The sequence below is a fragment of the Acinetobacter sp. Tr-809 genome, from assembly GCF_011753255.1.
Classification (GTDB): domain Bacteria; phylum Pseudomonadota; class Gammaproteobacteria; order Pseudomonadales; family Moraxellaceae; genus Acinetobacter.
Window position 1 is genome coordinate 57,890 of the sequence record NZ_VWVZ01000004.1, and the last position, 22,187, is coordinate 80,076.

At 39.8% G+C, this 22,187-nt stretch carries 22 protein-coding genes and 2 tRNA genes; 17 read left to right on the forward strand and 7 right to left on the reverse strand.

The genetic code is table 11. The features are described 5' to 3' along the window. Positions 1 to 340: 340 nt before the first annotated feature. A complete protein-coding gene (locus F3J02_RS10070) occupies positions 341 to 925 on the reverse strand; it encodes an anthranilate synthase component II (RefSeq protein WP_167248953.1) in 585 nt (194 codons plus the stop codon). A gap of 623 nt (positions 926 to 1,548) precedes the next feature. Between F3J02_RS10070 and glnA the strand changes: the two genes are divergently transcribed. The 5 genes from glnA (at position 1,549) to F3J02_RS10095 (ending at position 6,477) form a co-directional block, all read left to right on the forward strand. Then, the gene (gene glnA / locus F3J02_RS10075; RefSeq protein WP_171057879.1) at positions 1,549 to 2,964 is read left to right on the forward strand and encodes a type I glutamate--ammonia ligase; all 1,416 of its coding nucleotides are present in this window, start codon (positions 1,549 to 1,551) and stop codon (positions 2,962 to 2,964) included. A 392-nt stretch (positions 2,965 to 3,356) separates the two neighbouring features. Next, positions 3,357 to 3,848, forward strand: coding sequence for a chorismate--pyruvate lyase family protein (locus tag F3J02_RS10080; protein ID WP_167248955.1), 492 nt, complete (start codon positions 3,357 to 3,359; stop codon positions 3,846 to 3,848). A 15-nt stretch (positions 3,849 to 3,863) separates the two neighbouring features. Further along, positions 3,864 to 4,745: a 4-hydroxybenzoate octaprenyltransferase gene (gene ubiA, locus F3J02_RS10085; protein ID WP_167248957.1), complete on the forward strand. Its 882-nt coding sequence runs from the start codon at positions 3,864 to 3,866 to the stop codon at positions 4,743 to 4,745. A 109-nt stretch (positions 4,746 to 4,854) separates the two neighbouring features. Beyond that, positions 4,855 to 6,159 carry an alpha/beta hydrolase gene (locus tag F3J02_RS10090; protein ID WP_167248959.1) on the forward strand — a complete coding sequence of 435 codons (1,305 nt, stop codon included), beginning with the start codon at positions 4,855 to 4,857 and terminating at the stop codon, positions 6,157 to 6,159. Between the two features lie 111 nt (positions 6,160 to 6,270). Beyond that, positions 6,271 to 6,477, forward strand: a complete 207-nt coding sequence (locus F3J02_RS10095; protein ID WP_167248962.1) for a hypothetical protein — start codon at positions 6,271 to 6,273, stop codon at positions 6,475 to 6,477. A 19-nt stretch (positions 6,478 to 6,496) separates the two neighbouring features. Here F3J02_RS10095 and F3J02_RS10100 read toward each other — a convergent pair whose 3' ends face one another. From F3J02_RS10100 to F3J02_RS10110, 3 genes are all read right to left on the reverse strand, one after another. Further along, positions 6,497 to 6,937 carry a DUF2726 domain-containing protein gene (locus F3J02_RS10100; RefSeq protein WP_167248964.1) on the reverse strand — a complete coding sequence of 147 codons (441 nt, stop codon included), beginning with the start codon at positions 6,935 to 6,937 and terminating at the stop codon, positions 6,497 to 6,499. Positions 6,938 to 6,995: 58 nt separating this feature from the next. After that, a tRNA-Asn gene (locus F3J02_RS10105) sits at positions 6,996 to 7,071 on the reverse strand. A 181-nt stretch (positions 7,072 to 7,252) separates the two neighbouring features. Continuing rightward, positions 7,253 to 7,328: transfer RNA gene (locus tag F3J02_RS10110), tRNA-Asn, on the reverse strand. 236 nt (positions 7,329 to 7,564) lie between these two features. On the opposite strand from F3J02_RS10110, the gene F3J02_RS10115 reads away from it, so the two are divergent. Further along, positions 7,565 to 7,996, forward strand: coding sequence for a hypothetical protein (locus F3J02_RS10115; RefSeq protein WP_167248966.1), 432 nt, complete (start codon positions 7,565 to 7,567; stop codon positions 7,994 to 7,996). Positions 7,997 to 8,032: 36 nt separating this feature from the next. Here F3J02_RS10115 and F3J02_RS10120 read toward each other — a convergent pair whose 3' ends face one another. Next, positions 8,033 to 8,470: a PaaI family thioesterase gene (locus F3J02_RS10120; protein WP_167248968.1), complete on the reverse strand. Its 438-nt coding sequence runs from the start codon at positions 8,468 to 8,470 to the stop codon at positions 8,033 to 8,035. Positions 8,471 to 8,653: 183 nt separating this feature from the next. Between F3J02_RS10120 and F3J02_RS10125 the strand changes: the two genes are divergently transcribed. Continuing rightward, on the forward strand, positions 8,654 to 9,073 hold the full coding sequence (locus F3J02_RS10125) for a GFA family protein (protein ID WP_167248970.1): 420 nt from the start codon (positions 8,654 to 8,656) through the stop codon (positions 9,071 to 9,073). Positions 9,074 to 9,168: 95 nt separating this feature from the next. Here the strand turns inward: F3J02_RS10125 and F3J02_RS10130 are convergent, their stop codons facing one another. Next, positions 9,169 to 10,404 carry a pyridoxal phosphate-dependent aminotransferase gene (locus tag F3J02_RS10130; protein ID WP_167248972.1) on the reverse strand — a complete coding sequence of 412 codons (1,236 nt, stop codon included), beginning with the start codon at positions 10,402 to 10,404 and terminating at the stop codon, positions 9,169 to 9,171. Positions 10,405 to 10,618: 214 nt separating this feature from the next. On the opposite strand from F3J02_RS10130, the gene F3J02_RS10135 reads away from it, so the two are divergent. Further along, positions 10,619 to 10,798 carry a hypothetical protein gene (locus F3J02_RS10135; RefSeq protein ID WP_004652676.1) on the forward strand — a complete coding sequence of 60 codons (180 nt, stop codon included), beginning with the start codon at positions 10,619 to 10,621 and terminating at the stop codon, positions 10,796 to 10,798. Positions 10,799 to 10,835: 37 nt separating this feature from the next. On the opposite strand, the gene F3J02_RS10140 is transcribed toward F3J02_RS10135, so the two are convergent. Continuing rightward, on the reverse strand, positions 10,836 to 11,630 hold the full coding sequence (locus tag F3J02_RS10140) for a hypothetical protein (protein WP_005202440.1): 795 nt from the start codon (positions 11,628 to 11,630) through the stop codon (positions 10,836 to 10,838). 434 nt (positions 11,631 to 12,064) lie between these two features. On the opposite strand from F3J02_RS10140, the gene uvrB reads away from it, so the two are divergent. The 9 genes from uvrB (at position 12,065) to proB (ending at position 22,162) form a co-directional block, all read left to right on the forward strand. After that, positions 12,065 to 14,089 carry an excinuclease ABC subunit UvrB gene (uvrB, locus tag F3J02_RS10145; protein ID WP_167248974.1) on the forward strand — a complete coding sequence of 675 codons (2,025 nt, stop codon included), beginning with the start codon at positions 12,065 to 12,067 and terminating at the stop codon, positions 14,087 to 14,089. 121 nt (positions 14,090 to 14,210) lie between these two features. Beyond that, on the forward strand, positions 14,211 to 14,795 hold the full coding sequence (locus F3J02_RS10150; RefSeq protein ID WP_167248976.1) for a lipocalin family protein: 585 nt from the start codon (positions 14,211 to 14,213) through the stop codon (positions 14,793 to 14,795). A gap of 106 nt (positions 14,796 to 14,901) precedes the next feature. Next, positions 14,902 to 15,846, forward strand: a complete 945-nt coding sequence (rarD, locus tag F3J02_RS10155; RefSeq protein WP_167248978.1) for an EamA family transporter RarD — start codon at positions 14,902 to 14,904, stop codon at positions 15,844 to 15,846. 255 nt (positions 15,847 to 16,101) lie between these two features. Beyond that, positions 16,102 to 17,559, forward strand: a complete 1,458-nt coding sequence (locus tag F3J02_RS10160) for a glyceraldehyde-3-phosphate dehydrogenase (protein WP_167248980.1) — start codon at positions 16,102 to 16,104, stop codon at positions 17,557 to 17,559. A gap of 136 nt (positions 17,560 to 17,695) precedes the next feature. Continuing rightward, positions 17,696 to 18,439, forward strand: a complete 744-nt coding sequence (locus F3J02_RS10165) for a hypothetical protein (protein ID WP_004808501.1) — start codon at positions 17,696 to 17,698, stop codon at positions 18,437 to 18,439. Next, a complete protein-coding gene (locus F3J02_RS10170; RefSeq protein WP_167248982.1) occupies positions 18,439 to 19,119 on the forward strand; it encodes a hypothetical protein in 681 nt (226 codons plus the stop codon). The genes F3J02_RS10165 and F3J02_RS10170 overlap by 1 nt, the downstream gene beginning before the upstream one ends. Positions 19,120 to 19,166: 47 nt before the next feature. After that, entirely contained in the window at positions 19,167 to 19,643 is a 477-nt protein-coding gene (locus F3J02_RS10175; protein ID WP_167248984.1) for a hypothetical protein, read from the forward strand. Between the two features lie 152 nt (positions 19,644 to 19,795). Beyond that, a complete protein-coding gene (gene cgtA / locus F3J02_RS10180; RefSeq protein ID WP_004808499.1) occupies positions 19,796 to 21,013 on the forward strand; it encodes an Obg family GTPase CgtA in 1,218 nt (405 codons plus the stop codon). Between the two features lie 15 nt (positions 21,014 to 21,028). Further along, the gene (gene proB / locus F3J02_RS10185) at positions 21,029 to 22,162 is read left to right on the forward strand and encodes a glutamate 5-kinase (RefSeq protein ID WP_005145416.1); all 1,134 of its coding nucleotides are present in this window, start codon (positions 21,029 to 21,031) and stop codon (positions 22,160 to 22,162) included. The last annotated feature ends 25 nt before the right edge of the window (positions 22,163 to 22,187 follow it).

A 22,187-nucleotide genomic window follows, 5' to 3' on the forward strand; every position in this document is an offset into this window, starting at 1 on the left:
TAGATCATTCAGGGGAATGCTAAGAACAATGACTTAGATTCTATCATCCAGCCGCCCTGAAACTTAATCATTCCTATGACTATAGTTAATCTAAAAAAGTAAAATGCAATCAGGTAAAACAGAAATCAAGGACTGAACTTACTTTTTATAACGTGTGAAAAGTGGATTAATTATTGAAAAAGAATGACTTGTTTTTAAGTGTAAGTTTTCAGACTAATTTTAATGCTGAAAATTTATGCAGTATGTATGAGTTGTATATTGTTTTTATATGTTCAAAATAAAAACAGCCTATTTAAAAAAATAGGCTGTTTAGGTGCTTAGGTATTGTTAAATCTTGAGCTTAAGCATAAATATCCAAGAAGTTTTTGAAAATTTGATGACCATGTTCGCTCAAAATGGATTCAGGATGGAATTGCACACCTTCCACAGGCAGTGTTTTATGTTTGACACCCATGATTTCTTCAATCGTGCCATCTATTTGATTGGTCCAACAGGTGACTTCTAAGCATTCAGGCAAAGTTTCCTGTTCAATCACCAATGAATGGTAACGTGTCGCTGCAAAAGGTGACGGTAAGTTGCTAAAAATCCCTTTGTCACTATGGTGCATATCGGATAGGCGACCATGCATCACTGTTTTAGCACGGATAATATTTCCACCAAAAGCTTGTCCAATCGCTTGATGACCTAAGCAAACACCCAACAAAGGGATTTTCCCAGCAAAGTGACTGATGGCTGGAATTGAAATACCTGCCTCACTCGGAGAGCATGGACCAGGGCCAATCACCAGATATTTCGGCTGCCATCGCTCAATATCCTCTAATGTCACTTGATCATTACGAACAACTTTTACTTCTTGATTCAACTCGCCAAAGTATTGAACGATGTTGTAAGTAAATGAGTCATAATTGTCAATCATTAGAAGCATGATTATAACCTTTTGAAAAATATGCACTTAATTGTGCTATTGAATTCGATGAGCCGATTTGAACGCTGCGCTTTTTCATCTATCTTTAATAGAGAAAAGATTATTCTAGCGATAACGGGAAATCATCATAACAAAACAGATCATTAATGTGGAAAATTTTGAAGCAAGGCGTAGGTTGGGAGCTGCTCGATATTCTTGGTTTAAAATGCGCTCTTAATCGAGAATAAATTTTTGTAATTGAAAGGCTTGGTGAAAAAACAAGAAAGTGAATCTAAAGTCTAAATGAATTGATTGGAATGATCTTGAAAAGAATGATATAAAAAGCCAATTTATGCTAAGAATAATAGCGTAATTGGCACTACATTGGTTCTTTGTTATATGTATTGCACTATTTTGGTTCATTTTGTCTTTTTTAGGGACGCACTAAAATAGGAATGTTTGAATATGGTGCGTTTTTGGATATAAGCATTATAGTAGACATAGGACATGGAGCTTAAAGCATTTTTTCTGCAAAGAATTTCAATGTTTTAGGTATGCTTTAAAATTGTTGGTATGATAATTGCTAATTAGATATCAACAACTAACACGCACTTAACAGGTGCATAGAAATTTCATTGGAGCAAATGAGCATGGCGAACAAGGTCCTTCAACTCATCAAAGAAAGTGGCGCAAAATGGGTCGATTTTCGCTTTACTGATACTAAGGGTAAAGAGCAGCACGTAACTTACCCAGCTGACACGATTGATGAAGATACATTTGAAGACGGTAAAATGTTTGATGGTTCTTCAATCGCAGGTTGGAAAGGCATTGAAGCTTCTGACATGATCTTACGTCCAGATGCTGAAACTGGTTTCCTTGACCCGTTCTTTGCTGAACCTACAGTTGTTGTGACTTGTGACGTTATCGAGCCTTCAACTGGTCAAGGTTACGAGCGTGACCCACGTTCGATTGCTCGTCGTGCTGAAGAATATTTAAAATCTACAGGTATCGGTGATACAGCATTCTTTGGTCCAGAACCAGAATTCTTCGTTTTTGACGAAGTAAAATGGGACATCGACATGTCTGGCGCGCGCCACACATTAATCGCTGAAGAAGCTGCTTGGTCTACAGGTAAAGACTACGAAGCAGGTAACTCAGGTCACCGTCCACGTGTTAAAGGTGGTTACTTCCCAGTTCCTCCAGTTGACTCTCATCAAGACATGCGTGCTGAAATGTGTGCACGTATCGAAGACATCATGGGTCCTGGTCGTGTAGAAGTACATCACCACGAAGTTGCATCTTGCCAATTAGAAATTGGTGTGAGCTTCAATACCTTAGTTCGTAAAGCGGACGAAGTTCAACAGTTCAAATATGCAGTTTGGAACGTTGCACACCAATATGGTAAAACAGCGACATTCATGCCTAAGCCAATGGTTGGTGATAACGGTTCTGGTATGCACGTTCACATGTCAATATCTAAAGATGGCAAGAACTTGTTTGCTGGTGATGAATATGCTGGTTTATCAGAAATGGCATTGTTCTTCATCGGTGGTGTAATCAAACACGCGCGTGCGTTGAATGCGATTACTAACCCAGGTACAAACTCTTATAAGCGTTTGGTTCCACACTACGAAGCACCAATTATGCTTGCTTACTCAGCACGTAACCGTTCTGCTTCTATCCGTATTCCTTACGTTTCTAGCCCTAAAGGCAAACGTATCGAAGCACGTTTCCCTGATCCATTAATGAACCCATACTTAGGTTTTGCTGCATTGTTAATGGCTGGTCTTGACGGTATCCAAAACAAGATCCACCCAGGTGAAGCTGCTGACAAAAACTTGTATGATCTTCCTCCTGAAGAAGAAGCAAAAATCCCAACAGTTGCTCACAACTTAGAAATGGCGATTGCTGCACTTGAAGCGGATCATGAGTTCCTGTTGAAAGGTGGTGTATTCACTAAAGAAATGCTTGATGCATATATCGAACTTAAAACTGAAGATGTACGCCGTCTTAACACGACGACTCACCCAGTTGAATTTGATATGTACTACAGCCTGTAATACATATAGATTGAAAAAGCTCGCTTCGGCGAGCTTTTTTTATGTTTTTGATTCAATTGAAAGTCATGCGCTTTTTCCAAAGAAATTCATGTACACTCATAGGGTCTGCTGGCACTTCACAGATGCTTGCGACAGAGGATATTTTTTAGATGTTACAAGGCGGGTCGTATGAAATTTAGTGCCTCTAAATGAAGACGAGCTAACGTAGTAATATCAAAAAATAACCCTGTCCCGAAGGGTTATGTCTAAAACTTCCCCAAACTTCGTTATGAAACTTGACAAGGGTATCGCCATTGTCTACGTTCCATGCCTTGTTTGTGTGGTTTTAGCCTATAACGCAATGCATGGCTGAAGTATCAGCAGACCCTAATGATGTTTTTAGTGAGCCAAGCATGCGAAATTTACGACCAAACAGAATTAAGGGACGAGAGATCCCAACTGAAATGAAAAAATGGTTGTATGCATCTGGTTCTCTTACTCAGCAATTGACTGATCTGGGTGAGGGGGAATTTCATGTCGAACGTCTTACAGAACATTTTCAACGACTCACCTTTAACGATAGCCAGTGGATGAAAATGCCAGCACACCATATTGCATGGGTGCGAGAAACCAATCTTTATGGTAGTGAAACAGAAGCTTGGGTCAAAGCAAAAAGTATTTTTCCAATTTTAAGTCTACACAAGAAAGCGCGATTATTTCGGCATATCCGTAATAAGCCAATTGGCTGGTTCCTATTTCAACGAACCAATCCTGCCTGTGAAAGACGAGTGATTTATCTGGAAGAAGGGTGGACCAGACAAAGTTGTTATACTTGGCATGGTTGCAAATTTATCGTGCAAGAGACTTTTCTCCCTGCATTTGAACAGTTTATTCGACAGCATTGACTCTAAGGATTCATCATGGAAACAGTGCAACACACAACATGGCGGCAACGCTTAGAAGCCTATTATTATTTATGCCGTTTTGATAAGCCTGTAGGCACAGAACTGGTCTTTTGGCCAACCATGTGGGCACTATGGATTGCTGCTGGAGGTTTACCTCCCTTGCAGATTCTCATTGCGATGGTCTTGGGCACCATTTTTATGCGTGCAGCGGGTTGCGCGATCAATGACTTTGCTGATCGTAAAGTGGATGCTCATGTAGAGCGTACCAAGACTCGTCCATTGGCGACAGGTGTCATTCGCCCACGCGAAGCGGTTTATGTTTTTTTGGGGTTGGTTGCAGCAAGTGCATGTACTTTATTTTTCCTCCCAATTGCAACGTTTTATTGTGCCTTAGCCGGTTTGGTGTTGGCATTCATTTATCCTTTTATGAAGCGTTATACACATTTGCCACAAGTTGTTTTAGGCATGGCATTTTCATGGGGAATCCCTATGTCTTTTACCGCAATGGGTAAGCCTTTAGATTTAACTTGCTGGCTTTTATATTTTGGTAATTTGGCATGGACCGTGGCTTATGACACTCAGTATGCGATTACCGACCGAGAGTATGATTTAAAAATTGGGGTGAAATCTACAGCGATTTTATTTGGTCGTTACGATATACAGATTATTGGCTTACTTCAAATTTTAAGCTTGCTCCTCATCGGTGGGGCTTTATATTTGGAAAATCTGTTATTGCCATTCGGATTGGCTGCACTGTTAATTGTCGCTGCTGATTTTGCCTATCAGGCGTTTAAAACCAAAGGTCGTGATCCGCAAATTTGTTTTTGGGCATTCCGTCACAATCGTTGGGTGGGGTTGATTATTTTCATTGGAATTTTTTTAGAATTAATATTTTAAACTGACTGAATAGTTGAAAAGTGTTCTATGCAGGGCACTTTTTTTATGCCTTAATAAAGTGGCATGTAGTTTCATGCTTAAAATAAAACAAGGACTAAAAGGATATTTTATGAAACGGTCTAAAATTGCGTTGGCAATGACATTCTCTATTTCTGCATTATTTTTAACCGCATGTAATGACAATGATGATGATTACACTGGGGTAGATTCGAATAAAACTTATCTGTCTGAAACGACTTATTCCAAGGATAAAGTGGATAATGCCGAATCACTCAAGGTAATGACTTATAACATGGTGAATGTACAAGGTCGTACTGCCAAAGCAACTGCATTGGTGATGTTTCCTAAAGTTGCTCAGCCTGCTGATGGTTACCGAGTCGTCGTATGGGAGCATGGTACAGTTGGGGTAGGAGATAGCTGTGCCCCAAGTAATAATACTGTAAATCCTCGCTTTAAAATCCTCGCAGATACTTTATTGGCGGCGGGTTATGTGGTGATTGCACCAGATTATGAAGGTTTGGGAACTCCAGGAATTCATCCATATCTAAACTTGGGTAGTGAAGCTAAATCTGCGATTGCAGCAGTTAAAGCAGCAAAAGATCATTATGGAGCAAAACTCAACGGACAATGGATGTCCATTGGTCAGTCTCAAGGTGGTCATGGTTCATTGGGTACTGCTGAATTTGCAAATAATGATGCGAATTATAAAGGGGCCGTTGCTGGCGCACCGGCATCTAGCCTTGGCTATATCATCTCTGTTGTTGCACCACAGGCAATTGCAAATATTCTTAAGCAAGAGCAGGCTGGTCTTGCACCAGTAGGCACAGCTGTTGAAGTCTATGCAGAGCTACTTGCTTATGCTGCATATACGACTGTAGGTATTACTGCTTATGATCCTAAATTTAATTATCGAGAAATTTTTCAGGAACGTTCTCGTTCAATTGCTGAATTTGCTGAAGGTACTACAGGTGAAAATGGCGTATGTTTAGATGATTTGCATAATAAGTTTGCAGCAGATATTCGTGACTTTATCAGCAAAGATAGCACGAAAACTGTTTTGGACTATCCAGGCTTAGCGGGTAACTTCCAAGAAAATCCAACAGTGAAAAAATTCCTAACAGATAATCAACCCGCGACTAAGAAAATAAACAGTCCCGTGATGATTATTCAGGGGACATTAGATATGGCAGTGCCTTATCCAGTGACAGATTCCTTGCAAAAAGGATTAGAGGCACTTGGTACAAAGGTAACCTTCTTGCCAGTTGTTGGGGCGAGTCATACTCAAGCAATTGTATGTAAAAATGCGGATGCTTATGGCTTTATCCAAGCTAATATGTCAGCGGGTACAGGCATTGTATTAACAGATGCACAGAAGGATGCAAGCAAGAGCCCTCACTGTACTGGTAAATTCTAAAATTTCTTTGTTCATTTAAAATTAGCTTTTAAAAAGAGTCTCTTTATAGAGGCTCTTTTTTGTTATATTGTTGCACTGTTTAAAGCCATGCAATTTGAGTTTAAATCACTTATGAGCCAGCCGCCTGTTGAAAAAAAGTCAGTTCCTTGGTTATTAATGAGTTTGGGGTTGTTGATTCCAATTTTTATTGTCGGTATGGCCTTTGTTGCTGCCAAAAGTGATGCACAAACCAAGAAAAAATATGACCAGCAACGCGCTGAAATGGCAAAGAAATTTGAACAGCAGAAAAATGCTGAACAAGCGACAAAGGCTGAATAACCTTTCTTAAATTAGCTTATTATCGAATATCCATCTGTAACTGTTTTACAGATGGAATTTGTGTATAGCGTTGTACGACATAACCTGCTTCTTGCAACATCTGATCGCGCTTTTTATCTTCTAATTCCTTTCCTAAATGACTTGGGTCGTCTAGCTCAATAATCGCCAAAACATTCATCTGCTGATCTAGCACTACGAAATCTGTTACCTTGCGATTAAACTTGCTGCGGATCTTGTAGTGATCACTGGTAATTAATGCACTAAAGGCAACCTGCGCAAGCACATGATGCTGTGGAAAGGCTTGTTGTAAACGTACAAACATTCTAGATTCAAATGATGTGATAACAGGTCGAGCAAAGAACTTTTGTTTGGGAAAGAAAGGGCGTATGCAGCTAAAGAATAATATAGCTGTACTAATAAAACCAATAGTTAGAAATAAGAAGTGATTCGATTCAAACATGTATTTATCAAAGAGCAAATAAAAAACCCACTCAATTAAGAGTGGGTTTTTAGAATCTTGGCTCTCCCACCTGGGCTCGAACCAGGGACCTGCGGATTAACAGTCCGTCGCTCTACCGACTGAGCTATGGGAGAATCTGGATATGCATTCTATGCATGAAGGAGGCAGTGGTCAAGCAATTCATAAGAAAAAAATTAAATATTGATTTAACTGTACTTTTTATCAGCATTTCTACCGTTCTAATGTCTAAAATTGGAGAATTTTCCAATAGAAAAATAAAAAGCCCATATCAATGATATGGGCTTTTTAGAATCTTGGCTCTCCCACCTGGGCTCGAACCAGGGACCTGCGGATTAACAGTCCGTCGCTCTACCGACTGAGCTATGGGAGAATCTGAGTGCCATTATAGGCAGCTTTTAAAATTGGTCAAGATAAAAGTGTCATGTTTCTTTCATTTTTGCATCGTATGCTTTTTATTTGCACAATTGAGATAAAGTAGGAAAAATAACTTGAACTTTGAACAGGCTATTGCTAGATTCGAATTAGAAAGAGCGTTTAGATATTCATCTAAACAGTGTGGATTTAACCCTACTTGCCAGCACTAAAATGGCTAAACCGGAGGTCGAAATGACTATTCTTAATATTCAATCTATTTTTTCAAATTTGTCTTTTTATCAAGAGCGCTATCTCGAAATTATTCAAGATCCTGTGCAGTATTACACGCCAGTTGAACATGCATTTATAAATACTTTTCCATTTAAACAACAAGCCTTGTATCTGGGTGATTTATTGCAATTGTGGTTTGGCAATAAGTGGAAAATTCAAACGACTAAAGATCTGCTCACACAAAAAAATACATCAGCTGTTGATGAACACGCACCTTTATATTTATTTCAACTTGGTGGTGAATTATTTTTAGGTGCAAACACTGCTTTGGCTTGGTCTGTTGCAGAGCAAAAGGTTGTTTCAGTACAAGTGAAAAGCATTTGGCAATACGCAGTATTCAGTCATTTATGTCTTCGACCAAAAAACTTTCAAGCGAATAAGGCCATTGCATAGGGCTATGATGAAATAGCCCATTTGCTTAATCTGTGCTTATGGGCGAATGATCATGCAGGTTGCGGTTGCATGGGCATAAAGTTTGCCATCTGCATCGACAATCTTACCCTCAGAAATACCTAAGTTTTTACTGATATTGATCATGCTACCTATCGCGGTGAGTTTTTGATTCTTAGGAATAGGGCGACACATTTTAATATTTAGATCAATAGTGCCATACCCGACACCTGCTTCTAAAAGTGTATGAACAGCACAACCTGTCACTGAATCGAGTACAGTTGCAGCAAAACCACCATGAACGCCTCCTAGTGGGTTGAGGTGGCGTTGATCTGCTTGAACCTCAAATTTGATAAAACCTTCTGCAACTTCTATTGGCTGCATGGGAATAGTTTCACTAATGCTAGCAGGTGGAATGTGTCCTTCACACATCGCGGTTAAAAACTCAAGTCCGTTCATTTCTTTCGGGTGTTTCATCTTATTTATCCTTTCATAGTTCCAAAATAGAACTTGTATATAAAGTAGACTTTGCAGCCGAAAGTGTCAAGTATTACAGGTGCTCAGGGGCTGTTTTACAAATTGTTCGTTGCTAAAGATTCGGATTGTTTTATGCTATTTGAAAAATCATGCATAACAATTCTGAATAAAAGGTAAATGATAATGAAGGGACAATGCGTTTGTGGTGAAACCACATTTGAAGTTGAATTAAGTAATCATGATGTACATGCCTGTCACTGTTCGATTTGTCGTCGACAGACCAGTGGTGTGATTATGACGATTGATGTCAAACAGGGAAGTTTAAAATTTTTAAAACAAGATCACCTGTCTGTTTATAACTCATCGGCTTGGGGCGAGCGAGGCTTTTGTAATGCCTGTGGTACCAATTTATTTTGGCGGACTAAAGATCAAAATTATTGCAATATCAACGCATTTGCATTGAATGAGTCACCCAAAGATCTAAATCTTGATTTGGAGATTTATATTGATTTTAAACCTGAGTTCTATGCTTTTCAAAACTCGACCAAGAAGATGACTGAAGCTGAGGTGGTTGCACTTTTTAGTGGTGAATCTGCGGAATAGAATAGTTTTTATGAAAGTCTAACTGTATTGAAGATATCAATTTAAGACATAAAAAAGAAGCTTCATTGAGAAGCTTCTTTTTTATTGCAGAAAAATTATTTTGCAGCTTTTTCTGCTGCAATCGATGCAATTGCGGCATCAACGCCTTCAATTGAATCCGCAGCTTTTTTGATACGCGCTAAAGCATCAACTAATACTTCGTCAGCAGTTGCGTAAGAAATACGCATAAATCCGCCTAAGCCAAATGCATCACCAGGAACAACAGCAACGCCAGTTTCTTCAAGTAACCATTCAGAGAACTCTGTGCAAGATTTTAAACCTTTGGCACGAATTAACGGGCGGATATTGGCATAGGCATAGAATGCGCCATCAGCAGGCAAGCAAGAAATCCCTTTGATGTCATTTAAGCCGTTAACCACTAAGTCATGACGGCGTTTGAATGCTTCAATCATTGGCTGTAATACGTCTTGAGGGCCATTCAATGCGGCCTCAGCTGCAACTTGCGAAATCGAAGTTGGGTTTGAAGTGGATTGTGACTGGATCTTTTTCATCGCACCAATGATTTTTGCAGGACCAGCTGCATAACCAATACGCCAGCCTGTCATTGCATAAGCTTTAGATACGCCATTTAAAACAATGGTACGGTCATATAAGTCTGGTGCAACAGTTGCAATGTTGTAGAACTCATCTTCCCAACGAATTGGTTCATACATGTCATCAGAAGCAACAAATACTTGTGGGTGACGACGTAACACTTCTGCCAAAGCTTCTAATTCAGCTTTGGTGTAGATCATACCTGTTGGGTTTGAAGGGCTGTTTAATACTACTAGACGTGTATTTGGTGTGATTGCCGCTTCTAACTGTTCTGGTGTGATTTTGAAGCGTTGTTCTTCACCGCATTTCACGATGACTGGTGTGCCTTCAGCAATAATCACCATATCTGGATAGCTTACCCAGAAAGGTGCAGGGATGATCACTTCATCACCTTTGTTTAACAAAGCAAGTGCCAAGTTAAAGAAACTTTGCTTACCACCACAAGACACGAGAATCTGGTTGGCTTGATAATCTAAATCATTATCGCGTTTGAATTTCGCAATAATTGCTTTTTTTAAGCTTGGAGTACCGTCTACAGCTGTATATTTTGTAAAGCCTTTATTAATCGCTTCAATTGCAGCATCTTTGATGTGTTGAGGGGTATCAAAGTCTGGTTCGCCTGCACCTAAACCAATCACGTTTTTACCAGCAGCTTTAAGCTCAGCGGCTTTATTGGTCACTGCAAGTGTAGGGGACGGTTTGATGGCATTGACACGATCAGAGAGACGTACGTCCACGGCATTATTCCTTCTTATGGGATTAAAAAATAAAAAGCAGGTTATCTTAGCCTAAATCGACTTCTTTGTGGCTGAAACTTGCCAGAATCGCATAAAAAGTTACTAAATTTTAAGCATTAGAATCATTGTGTTTTTTTACATATTTTATTTTTATCAAAAGCGCAAAAATCTATTACAATATGCGGCTAGAAATCTAGATTTCGAGAGAATTCCAATGAGTACCCAACAACCTAAAGCCAAAAAAGCTTTGGTGAAATTGCCTTTCCCTATGCCATCTGCACAGGATGACGCTGAGGATGCAACGCATAATCAGGTGCGTCCAAAACCTGAACAATATGCTGATCGCACTTGGATGCCACCACGCGGTACACGTCGTTCGATGGGTAAGCGTTAATAAAAAAGCCAATCTCACTGATTGGCTTTTTTTCTTATTAATGGCGGTTTAATGGGTGTTGTATTTTTAGTTCGCCACGCCAAAGTTTGAGAAAATCATACTCATCAATATCATACAGTTCCATCAAGGCAATAATCACACTGACAAAGGTCATGGCACCTTCAGCGTTGTTATGGAAGTTAAATATTTTGCCATTGAGCTTGCCTAAAATATCGTTAATTTCATGTTCACGACCGCGACCATAACGATCACGAGGGTACAACTCTTCATTTAAAACAACCAAAGCAATGGCTTTTTCAGCTGCGGTTAACTGAGTTTGATCGAGTGCTTCTTCGAAAGACTCGTAGCCATGATCGAAATAGAAAATGACCTTATCTGAAATAAAAGCATGTACTGCATCAGCAGTTAGGTCTGGAAATTGAGAAACAGCATCTTCTTCGATATAGGGACGAAAAGATTCTGGAAAAATCACATTGGAGTGAATCCCTTTAAATAATGGGGCGATTTCAGATACTTTATAACCTGCAATACCGCAGCCTAATGCCGTTAAAAAGTATTTCATTTTAGGGTGGTGTTTTGCGTAGACTTTAAAGTCCTCGACATAATGCTCTATCTGAGCCAATGGCATTTGTTGTAGATGTTCATTCAGTGTTGGAATCGCAAAAGTTTGCCCAGCCCAACCACGACCAACACCTTTGACCGCTGCAAAGTGTTGTGCTGCGACTCGGGCTGCACCGCTGTCATGGATACCCGCTAAGTTACTGCCAAAAACAAAGACTGTATCTTCTGGGAGTTCCGTTACGATTGTTTCATCGTGATATTGGTAAGTCATATTCTTATCATTGAAATCGAGTATAAGTCCATGTTGCAGTTGATTGTGTAGCGGGTCAAGTCTTGCTTGAGATTAATTTATTCAAGGCACGTTTCTGAGTGACGCTATTCCAATGACGATTAGATTCAAGTATTGCTAAGCACTAAAATATATATCATGGCTTTCTTGGCAGATTCCTTGATACTGTGATGTATTGTCTAGGCGTTATAGTTAACAATTGATATCAAAACGAGATTGAAATTTAACCCCATTCTGTTAAGTTTTTTAGGTTTATAAGTATAAATTGCGCGCTTTTTTAAATACTAGGGCAATCTCTTGATTTGACTGTGTTGGAAATTGCATAACAATTCAAAAGTATCGTTAGACTTTAAAAAGCAGTTTGTTGCCCCCATTACAAAGTGAAAATAGCCATCCAATCAGTTGAGTATCTCTATATGAGCGAAAACCAACCTTTTGAGTTAGTCACCAATTATCAACCTGCGGGAGATCAACCTCAGGCAATCGAGAAATTGGTTAGTGGTATCGATCAAGGTTTTCGTAATCAATTACTACTTGGGGTAACAGGGTCGGGTAAAACCTATACCATGGCCAATGTGATTGCTCAGACGCAACGTCCAACCATTGTCATGGCACATAACAAGACACTTGCGGCACAGCTTTATGGTGAGTTTAAAGCTTTTTTCCCGAATAATGCAGTTGAGTATTTCGTCAGTTATTACGATTACTATCAGCCCGAAGCTTATGTGCCTTCGTCAGATACCTTTATTGAAAAAGATTCGGCCATCAACGACCATATTGACCAAATGCGTCTTTCGGCAACACGTGCGTTGTTAGAACGTCGTGATGCGATTATTGTCGCTTCGGTTTCTGCGATTTATGGTTTGGGTGATCCAAATGCTTATATGCAGATGCTATTGCATATCGTACAAGGTGATCGTGTTAGTCGCGATGAGATCATTCGTCGTTTAGTAGAGATGCAATATACCCGTAATGAACTAGAGTTCTTGCGCGGTACTTATCGTATCCGTGGAGAAATTATTGATATTTTCCCTGCGGAATCTGATAAAGATGCGATACGTGTTGAGCTATTTGATGATGAAGTCGATTCGATTCGTTGGTTTGATCCGTTGACTGGAAAATTGGTACGTAAAGTGCCGCGTGTGACCATTTATCCAAAGAGTCATTATGTGACCCCGAAAGATCATTTAACCCGTGCTATTGATACCATTAGAGATGAGTTGAAAGATCAGCTTAAATTCTTTAAAGAGCATGACAAGTTATTAGAAGCTCAGCGGATTGAACAGCGTACACGTTATGACCTAGAGATGATGCAGCAATTGGGTTATACCAACGGTATTGAAAACTACTCACGTCATCTTTCTGGTCGTGGGGCTGGTGAAGCACCACCGACATTATTTGATTATATTCCTGAAGATGCTTTGCTGATCATTGATGAGTCACATGTGACGGTTCCGCAAATTGGTGCGATGTATAAAGGTGACCGTTCACGTAAAGAAAACTTGGTGAATTATGGTTTCCGCTTACCAAGTGCTTTGGATAACCGCCCAATGAAATTTGAGGAATGGGAGCGGATTGTTCCAACCACAGTCTTCGTCAGTGCAACGCCTGCACATTATGAATTGGAAAAGTCAGAGCAAATTGTTGAGCAGGTGGTACGTCCAACAGGTTTGATTGACCCCGAAATTGAAGTGCGTCCAGTATTAACTCAAGTGGATGACGTGCTCTCTGAAATTAATATTCGTAAGCAACTGAATGAACGTGTATTGGTTACGACCTTAACTAAACGTATGGCTGAGGATTTAACTTCATATCTTAAAGAGTATGGCGTTAAAGTGGCCTATCTGCACTCGGATATTGATACGGTTGAGCGTGTCAAAATTATTCACGAACTACGTACTGGCGTACATGATGTATTGGTCGGGATTAACTTGCTGCGTGAAGGTTTGGATATGCCAGAAGTATCTTTGGTTGCAATCTTGGATGCGGATAAAGAAGGTTTCTTGCGTTCAGAACGTTCGTTGATTCAAACCATTGGTCGTGCGGCACGTAATGTCAAAGGTAAAGCGATTTTATATGCCGATCGTATTACTGATTCGATGCGTAAAGCGATGGATGAAACTGATCGTCGTCGTAATAAACAGATTGAATTTAATGAATTGCACGGTATTACACCACGTAGTGCTGTACGCCAAGCAATTAAAGAAATCGATACTGGTGAAGTGCTGACTGATGATGAGATTGATGAAAAGGTACTTGAACAAGCACAGAGTATCAGTGCAGATGAACAGCATTTATTATCTGATCCAAAATTGTTCGCTAAGCATATTACCAAACTTGAAAAAGAAATGCTGAAAGCGTCGAAAGAGCTCCAGTTTGAACAGGCTGCAAGATTACGTGATGAGATTGTCCGTCTTAAAGCGCATATGTTGCAGTCATAATCGGTCAGAGAAATCCTTAAGAGGGATACATATCGCAACAGTTTTTGTTCACAAAGTAAGCTATTTTAAGTTGGCTAACTATATGACTATTGATAACAAATTACTGTTTTGAGGATTTCTCATGCCTTTTATTAAAAATTTCCCGAAAGCGAGTTGGCGCCTTGCAAAGATTGCGATTGGTGGGGCTGTCTTAACTGGGTTGGCTGTTGGAACGATTGCTTATGCACAAGCAAAACCGTTACCGACAGTCGATAAAGTTGAACTCGATAAGTATTTGGGAGTTTGGTACGAAGTCGCACGAAAACCGATGTTTTTTGAGCGTAAGTGCGCTTATAACGTCACCGCGACTTATACCTTAAATGAAAATGGCAATATTGTTGTTGATAACAAATGTTATGACAGTGATGGCAACGTACAGCAAAGTGTGGGTGAAGCTTTTGTTGCCAATGCACCGTTTAATACTAAATTACGGGTGAGTTTTTTGCCAGAAGTGGTACGTTGGGTACCTGTGATCCGTGGAGATTACTGGATTTTAAAACTCGATGCTGATTATCAAACTGTACTGGTCGGAGAACCGCGCCGTAAATATTTATGGGTGCTTTCACGGATACCTAATCCCAAAAAAGAAATTATTCATGAGTATTTAAATTATGCAAAATCATTAGGTTATGATATTAGCGATGTAATTTACCCTGAACATCATTAAATAAATACGATATACTGAACAGGAACCATGCTTGCATGGTTTTTTTAATTCCAAATAGTGGATAAATCACGTATTTTGGAAGACTTCCCCAAATTAGAGACCTAAAATGTTTAAAGGGATTGCTTATTCAGTTTTGGCTTCAGTTACTTTTGGGGTTTTGTACTTTTATACTCAATTGCTTGGTGCATTTGATAGCGAACAAACCTTTGGTTGGCGCATCATAGCGACCTTGCCTGTTTTAACACTATTTATGTGGTTCAGTGGTGATTTAAGCCATATCAAACACATCTTTAAAAGAATTGTCGCGAAGCCCTCGTTATTACTACTTTTAATCATTACATCGGTGCTGACATCCGCACAGTTATGGTTGTTTTTATGGGCACCTATGCATGGTCGTGGACTACAAGTCTCATTGGGATATTTCCTATTACCTCTGGTTTTGGTGTTGGCTGGAAGTATCCTATATGGTGAAAAGCTTTCAAAGTTGCAGTACGTTGCGGTATTACTCGCTGCATTTGGTGTAGGGCATGAGATATGGCGTTTAGGCAGCATTGCTTGGGAAACAGCCTTTGTTGCTTTGGGCTATGCAGCTTATTTTATTCTTCGGAAAAAGATTCAAACTGATAATTTAGGTGGCTTTTGGTGGGATCTTTTACTGATTCTTCCAGTTGCGATTTTCTTTACCCAAACAGGGGATACACCTTATCTCAAGTTTTTAGAATATCCGAGTCTGATCTTGGTGGTGATAGGGCTAGGTTTACTCAGTGCCATTGGTCTGGGTAGTTATATTCTTGCGAGTCGCTATTTACCTTTAATTATTTTCGGTTTACTAGGTTATTTAGAACCTGTTTTGTTGGCCTTGGTCTCTTTGCTGATTGGAGAAAAAATCGGGGCAGATGAATGGTTAACCTATATTCCGATTTGGCTGGCTGTGTTGGTACTGGTGATTGAAGGGACAATGCATTTATACCAACAGAGGAAGCGCAAGCAACATCTAGAATTGAACGTAAAACAATATTCGCAACGGGTGAATTTGGATGATAAAAACTAAAAGTGCTTATCTATTGCGCTGAACTATCAATAAAACTGCTATGTAAGTGTACTAAGTTGCAGTTATTTTGATGATGAAAATGGATTTCTACCAAAATTCACAAAAATAATTATAGGTATTTTATGAATTTATAGTCAATTAGGACAAAATCTTAGCTCGTTTAGCAGCTTTTGATTCAATCTTGATGATAATTCTATTACAATTATGGCGTTTTAAAAATTCACGCCCAGTATATATAAATTAGAGGACGTATCAGTGAGCAAAGACACTATCATTGCCCTACACGCAGAACACCAAGGTCGTTGGAAAAACCGTGAAGAAATCGCGGAACGTATGATTACTTTAATTGGTCAATTGTACCGTGAGAAAAATATTGTTGTTTCTGTTTACGGCCGTTCTTTAATTAACCGTTCAGTTATTCAAATTTTAAAAACGCATCGTCGTACACGTATGCTTGATGTTGAACTTTCTGTTGTAAATACCTTCCCAATTTTGGAAGCGTTAATGAAAGTTGAAAACATCGGTTCAGCTGAAGTTGATATCGGTAAACTTGCTGTTGAATATAAAAACCAAGGCGGCGATGTAGATGCTTTCGTTGCTCAAGCAGTTGCTCCAATTCAAGGTAATGTGACTGCTGCTGCGCCTAAAGATGTTGTTCTTTATGGTTTTGGTCGTATCGGTCGTATCCTAGCGCGTTTAATCATCAGCCAATCTGGTTTGGGTCGTGGTTTAAGCCTTAAAGCGATTGTTGTTCGTAAATCATCTGATGGCGACTTGGCGAAACGTGCTTCTCTACTACGTCGTGACTCTATTCACGGTACTTTTGACGGTACGATTTCTGTAGATGAAGAAAACGAAGCAATCATTGCAAATGGTCAATTCATTAAAGTGATTTATGCATCAAGCCCAAGCGAAGTGGATTACACTGCTTACGGTATTGAAAATGCACTTCTTATCGACAATACAGGTAAATGGCGTGATGCTGAAGGCCTGAGCCAACACTTGAAATGTGGAGGTGTTGCACGTGTGGTATTAACTGCACCAAGTAAAGGTGAGATGAAGAACGTTGTGTTTGGTGTGAACAACTCTGACATCTTAGATGAAGACAAAATCATCTCTGCTGCAAGCTGTACAACCAACGCAATTACACCTGTATTAAAAGTTTTAGATGACAAATACAAAGTATTGAATGGTCATGTTGAAACAGTTCACTCGTTCACAAACGACCAGAACTTAATTGATAACTATCATAAAGCGGATCGTCGTGGTCGTGCTGCAACATTGAACATGGTAATTACTGAAACTGGTGCTGCAAAAGCAGTTGCAAAAGCGTTACCAGGTCTTAAAGGTAAGTTGACAGGTAACTCTGTACGTGTACCAACACCAAACGTATCTCTTGCAATCTTGAACCTTAACTTAGAGAAAGAAGTTGATCGTGAAGAAGTGAACGAATACATTCGTCAAATCTCAATCAACTCTAGTTTACAAGGTCAAATTGGTTATACCAACTCAACTGAAGTTGTATCAAGTGACTTTATTGGTTCACGTACTGCTGGTGTATTTGATGCACAAGCAACAATTGCTTCAGGTACGCGCTTAACTGCTTATGTTTGGTACGATAACGAAGTAGGCTATAGCTGCCAAGTATTACGTATCGCTGAACAAATGTGTGGCGTAAGCTATACAAAAATCCCTGCTGAAACAAATGCATAATTTGTTCGCAGAGTGATAAAAAAGCCCAGTTCTTTAACTGGGCTTTTTTATTGACTGTACAGAATATATGCTGAATAAAACATAAAAATCGATGAGAATGATGGAAAAGGGAAATAATTAATTAAGGAATCGTTCATTGTTGCAGTTCAGACGTTTGTTCGTGGTATTTGCTTTAATTGTGGTTGCCAACTTGTGTGGTGTGTATATCGCGATGTGGGTATTTAAGCATTTTAATATTTATATCCCATTAAAGAACCAAGATGTCGCCATTGATTTACAAGAACCGTTGCAGGTGCGGGTAAAAGTCAAAGATGCGCTCAATGTGGATGTGAATGGTCGTGTTGATGCCAAGATTCCAATTAATGAGCAACTCAATGTTCCACTGACTCAAACCCTAACGCCACGGGTTTATTTTGATAATTTAGTTCCAATCAGCACCACGATTCCTGTTAAAGAAACCATTAAGGTGAATCAAAGCCTACCGATTGATACCAAAGTTCAGGTCAAAATTTTAGGTAAGGACGTCACCTTACCATTGAAAGGGTCGATTCCTCTGCAGCTTGATGTGCCGATTGATATCCAAGTGCCGCTACAGCAAAAAGTACATTTGAAATTCGATGCACCTGTTCGAACTGAACTTAAGGAAAACTTGCATATTCCTTTGAAAGCACAGCTAAATGCGAACATTCCAATACAAGGCAATTTGAATGTACCGATCACTTCTGAGCTCAATGCTACTGTCGATGTTAAAAATACCTTACCTGTCAAAATTGCACAGGGCGAATTAAAGATTCCGTTATCCACGATGTATTTGGATCGTGTCAAAGCTCAGCCTGTCGAAGTACAAGCAGCTCAAAACGATATAAAAGCAGGTGAGTAATGGAGATGCCCAAAACACTGAAAAGCCTGCTGATTAGTTTTGTGATTGTCACAACTCTGGTGGCCATCCTATTTTGGTTTTATTTAAATATTCAGGCATCTTTGATTGTTTCTGCGCAACAAGCAGATATTCGTTTACCTGAATCCTTGGGAACCAAGATCCAAGTAGGTGATCACCTAAGAGTGAAGTCGGAAGGTCAGCTGAATACTGTATTGGGCATTGATCGGACTCTACAATTGCCTTTAAAAGGGAAGTATTTGGCTGATTTGAGTTTTGAAGTCGAAACACCGATTACGGTTGATATCAACTATGAAACCACGCTGAAAGTAGATGAAGTGGTGCCGATTGAAACTAACACCGATTTGATCTATCAAAATAAATTATTGCCCAAGTTTCCTTTGAGTTTGAATATTCCAGTCAAATTGGATATCCCATTTCAATTGAAACGTACTTATACTGTTCCTGTGAAAATTGTTTTTGATGGACCTGTATATTTTGCTTTTGATGAAACTGTAGATTTGCCGGTGAAGCATCAATTTAAACCGAGCTTTTATATGAATGATGCAATTAATATGAGTAAGATTTCTTCCTTTGATGCGATCATGTATAACTCGGTGCAACAGACAAAGGCTAATTTAGATATGCAAATGGAACTGCCTTTAAAGAATGTGAGACCGTAGATTCTATATTATTGATCATTCCATGTAATTTGAAAGAGATAAATAAAATGAAAAAATCTTTTGGGGCTTTGTTAGTAAGTTTGGTTATTGTCCCGACTTATACAAAAGCAGCAGTATATGATTTGAAGCCAGTCATGCAGGATCGTTATGAAGAAGATTGTGCTATCCGAGATGATTATGATCTATATGAATTTCCTAGCATTGCTAAAGTGATAAAACCTTATGTTGTTAAAAATAAATTTGTTGAGGAGCAAGCTTACGTCAGTAATACTTTTTTCTTAAAGAATGTTGAGTATAGAGGTGTTCCGGTTAGGAAAATCGATTTCTCTTACGGCAATATGGCGAAGCAAATGAACCAAACACTTTACTTTGATTTGTCGACTGCTAAAGCGCAGAAGAACTTTGCCAAGCTCAAATTTAATTTTCAACAAAAGAAAGAATATGCTGGACTTGATGTAGAAAAAAAAGGGGCTTTAGTCTCTGTTCATTGTTATTGGCCAGATGTTAATTTTGCAATGAATTAAGTTCTTGTGGCTTTTTATTCGTATTAAAAATAGTAAAAATACATATTGAACAAATAATAAATTTAAAAAAATCAATTTGCTGATTTTTCTATTCGAGAATTTTCTTAAAATGTGGCAAAATAGTCCGCTTTTAAGAATTTGAGGATTGGCACATGCGCTTTGTTGATGAAGCAGTCATTATCGTAGAGGCTGGCGACGGTGGCAATGGCGTAGCCAGTTTTCGCCGTGAAAAATTTGTCCCTTTTGGTGGCCCAGATGGCGGTGATGGGGGACGTGGCGGAAGTGTATATATTCAAGCCGATGATGATACCAGCACACTGGTAGATTACCGTTATACGCGTCGCTATCGTGCAGAGCGTGGTAAAAATGGTTCGGGTGCGAACTGTTCTGGTCGTGGTGGTGAAGACGTTATTTTGAAAGTGCCAGTCGGTACAACCATTGTTGATACTGAATCTGGTGACATTATTGGTGACTTGGTTGCTGATGGTCAGCGCGTAAAAGTTGCCCATGGTGGTGACGGTGGTTTAGGTAATACTCACTTTAAATCATCGACTAACCGTTCACCACGTAAGTGTACGCACGGGATCAAAGGTGAATATCGTGAAGTGCGTTTAGAGTTGAAAGTACTTGCAGATGTTGGCTTACTCGGTATGCCAAATGCAGGTAAGTCAACGTTCATTCGTGCAGTCAGCGCAGCAAAACCAAAAGTTGCAGATTATCCATTTACCACGATGGTACCAAACCTCGGTGTGGTCGATGCGGATCGTCATCGCTCATTCGTAATGGCAGATATTCCAGGATTAATCGAAGGGGCTGCTGAAGGTGCTGGTCTAGGAATTCGTTTCCTTAAGCATTTGGCGCGTACGCGTATTCTTTTGCATATTGTTGATGTTCAGCCAATTGATGGTTCTGACCCAGCACATAATGCAAGAGCGATTTTAGGTGAGTTAGAAAAATTCTCTCCGACATTGGCAAAACTGCCAGTGGTCTTGGTGTTAAATAAACTGGATCAAATTGCAGAAGAATCAAGAGAAGAATGGTGTCAGCACATTCTTGATGAATTGCAGTGGAAAGGCCCTGTATTTAAAACTTCTGGTCTTATGTCGGAAGGAACCAAAGAAGTTGTGTATTACTTAATGGATCAAATCGAACAACAACGTGAGCGCGAAGTTGAAGATCCTGAGTATGCAGCAGAAGTGAAAGCATTCCGTGAGCAGCTTGAAGCTGAGACACGTGAACAAACCATCGCAGCGAAAGAAGCATATCGTGCTATGCGTAAAGCACAGCGTGAAGCTGGTTTGGACGATGATGAAGACTTTGATGACGATGAAGACGAAGGCGATGTAGAAAGCGTCTACATTCGTGATTAGTAAACCGAGGGAAAAATGATAGAAGTGGTCGATGGGCAACGTCAGCTCAATGCGTGTAAACGAATCGTTGTTAAAATCGGATCATCTTTACTCACTGCAAATGGGCAAGGTCTAGATTTAAATGCAATTTCGCACTGGGCGAAACAAATTGCAGATCTACACAATGCTGGACATGAGATTATTCTGGTGTCTTCAGGTGCAGTTGCAGAAGGGATGGTACGCATGAAACTTGCGAGTCGACCCACTGATCTACCCAGTCTACAAGCTTGTGCTGCTATTGGCCAAATGGGTTTAATCCATACATGGTCAAGCGTACTGGATCAACATGGAATCCAAACTGCACAAGTCTTACTCACGCATGATGATCTCGCGGATCGTCGTCGTTATCTCAACTCTTGTGATGCTTTGCAGAACCTGATTGATTGGCATGTCATTCCAGTGATTAATGAAAATGACACCGTCTCTACTGACGAAATTCGGTTTGGTGATAACGATACTTTGGCAGCTATGGTTGCGGGTCAGGTACAGGCAGAATTGTTGATTATCTTAACGGATCAACAAGGTATGTTTGACTCAGATCCACGTAGTAACCCAAATGCAAAATTGTTCTCTGCTGTTCGAGCACTCGATGATCGTTTGTTTGAAATGGCAGGTGGCGGTGGCGTACTTGGTCGCGGTGGTATGGTGACGAAAGTTCGTGCTGCGCGCTTAGCGGCAAAGTCGGGTTGTCCGACGTTGATCGCGAGTGGTGAAAGTGACAACGTATTAGCACGCTTAATGGCGGGTGAGATGTTGGGTACATTATTCACCACAGACAATGATCGTGTGACTGCACATCAGCAATGGTTGGCTGCACATTTGCAAACCGCGGGTCGTTTAGTGATTGATGATGGTGCTGTTGAAGCGATTAAGCTCAAGCATCGTAGTTTATTGCCTGTCGGAGTCAGAGCGATTGAAGGACATTTTGATCGTGGTGATGTGGTTGAATGTGTTGATAAGAACGGTGGTCGTATCGCGGTAGGTCGTGTGAATTTTAGTTCACGTTCTGCCGAAATGATCAAAGGTTTATCATCAGAAAAAGTCTATCAAGTTTTAGGTGAAGCCCGATCGCTAGAAATGATCCATCGTGATCATATGGCAATCTACTAAACTGTTTGAAATAAAAAAGCTCGCA

Coding starts and splice junctions, on each gene's coding strand:
- F3J02_RS10115 (WP_167248966.1), top strand. CDS start 7,565: ATGACTATTCTTAATATTCAATCTATTTTTTCAAATTTGTCTTTTTAT.
- F3J02_RS10080 (WP_167248955.1), top strand. CDS start 3,357: ATGCGAAATTTACGACCAAACAGAATTAAGGGACGAGAGATCCCAACT.
- glnA (WP_171057879.1), top strand. CDS start 1,549: ATGAGCATGGCGAACAAGGTCCTTCAACTCATCAAAGAAAGTGGCGCA.
- proB (WP_005145416.1), top strand. CDS start 21,029: ATGATAGAAGTGGTCGATGGGCAACGTCAGCTCAATGCGTGTAAACGA.
- rarD (WP_167248978.1), top strand. CDS start 14,902: ATGTTTAAAGGGATTGCTTATTCAGTTTTGGCTTCAGTTACTTTTGGG.
- F3J02_RS10120 (WP_167248968.1), bottom strand. CDS start 8,470: ATGAAACACCCGAAAGAAATGAACGGACTTGAGTTTTTAACCGCGATG.
- F3J02_RS10125 (WP_167248970.1), top strand. CDS start 8,654: ATGAAGGGACAATGCGTTTGTGGTGAAACCACATTTGAAGTTGAATTA.
- F3J02_RS10070 (WP_167248953.1), bottom strand. CDS start 925: ATGCTTCTAATGATTGACAATTATGACTCATTTACTTACAACATCGTT.
- F3J02_RS10095 (WP_167248962.1), top strand. CDS start 6,271: ATGAGCCAGCCGCCTGTTGAAAAAAAGTCAGTTCCTTGGTTATTAATG.
- F3J02_RS10150 (WP_167248976.1), top strand. CDS start 14,211: ATGCCTTTTATTAAAAATTTCCCGAAAGCGAGTTGGCGCCTTGCAAAG.
- F3J02_RS10090 (WP_167248959.1), top strand. CDS start 4,855: ATGAAACGGTCTAAAATTGCGTTGGCAATGACATTCTCTATTTCTGCA.
- ubiA (WP_167248957.1), top strand. CDS start 3,864: ATGGAAACAGTGCAACACACAACATGGCGGCAACGCTTAGAAGCCTAT.
- F3J02_RS10140 (WP_005202440.1), bottom strand. CDS start 11,630: ATGACTTACCAATATCACGATGAAACAATCGTAACGGAACTCCCAGAA.
- cgtA (WP_004808499.1), top strand. CDS start 19,796: ATGCGCTTTGTTGATGAAGCAGTCATTATCGTAGAGGCTGGCGACGGT.
- F3J02_RS10100 (WP_167248964.1), bottom strand. CDS start 6,937: ATGTTTGAATCGAATCACTTCTTATTTCTAACTATTGGTTTTATTAGT.
- F3J02_RS10135 (WP_004652676.1), top strand. CDS start 10,619: ATGAGTACCCAACAACCTAAAGCCAAAAAAGCTTTGGTGAAATTGCCT.
- F3J02_RS10175 (WP_167248984.1), top strand. CDS start 19,167: ATGAAAAAATCTTTTGGGGCTTTGTTAGTAAGTTTGGTTATTGTCCCG.
- F3J02_RS10170 (WP_167248982.1), top strand. CDS start 18,439: ATGGAGATGCCCAAAACACTGAAAAGCCTGCTGATTAGTTTTGTGATT.
- uvrB (WP_167248974.1), top strand. CDS start 12,065: ATGAGCGAAAACCAACCTTTTGAGTTAGTCACCAATTATCAACCTGCG.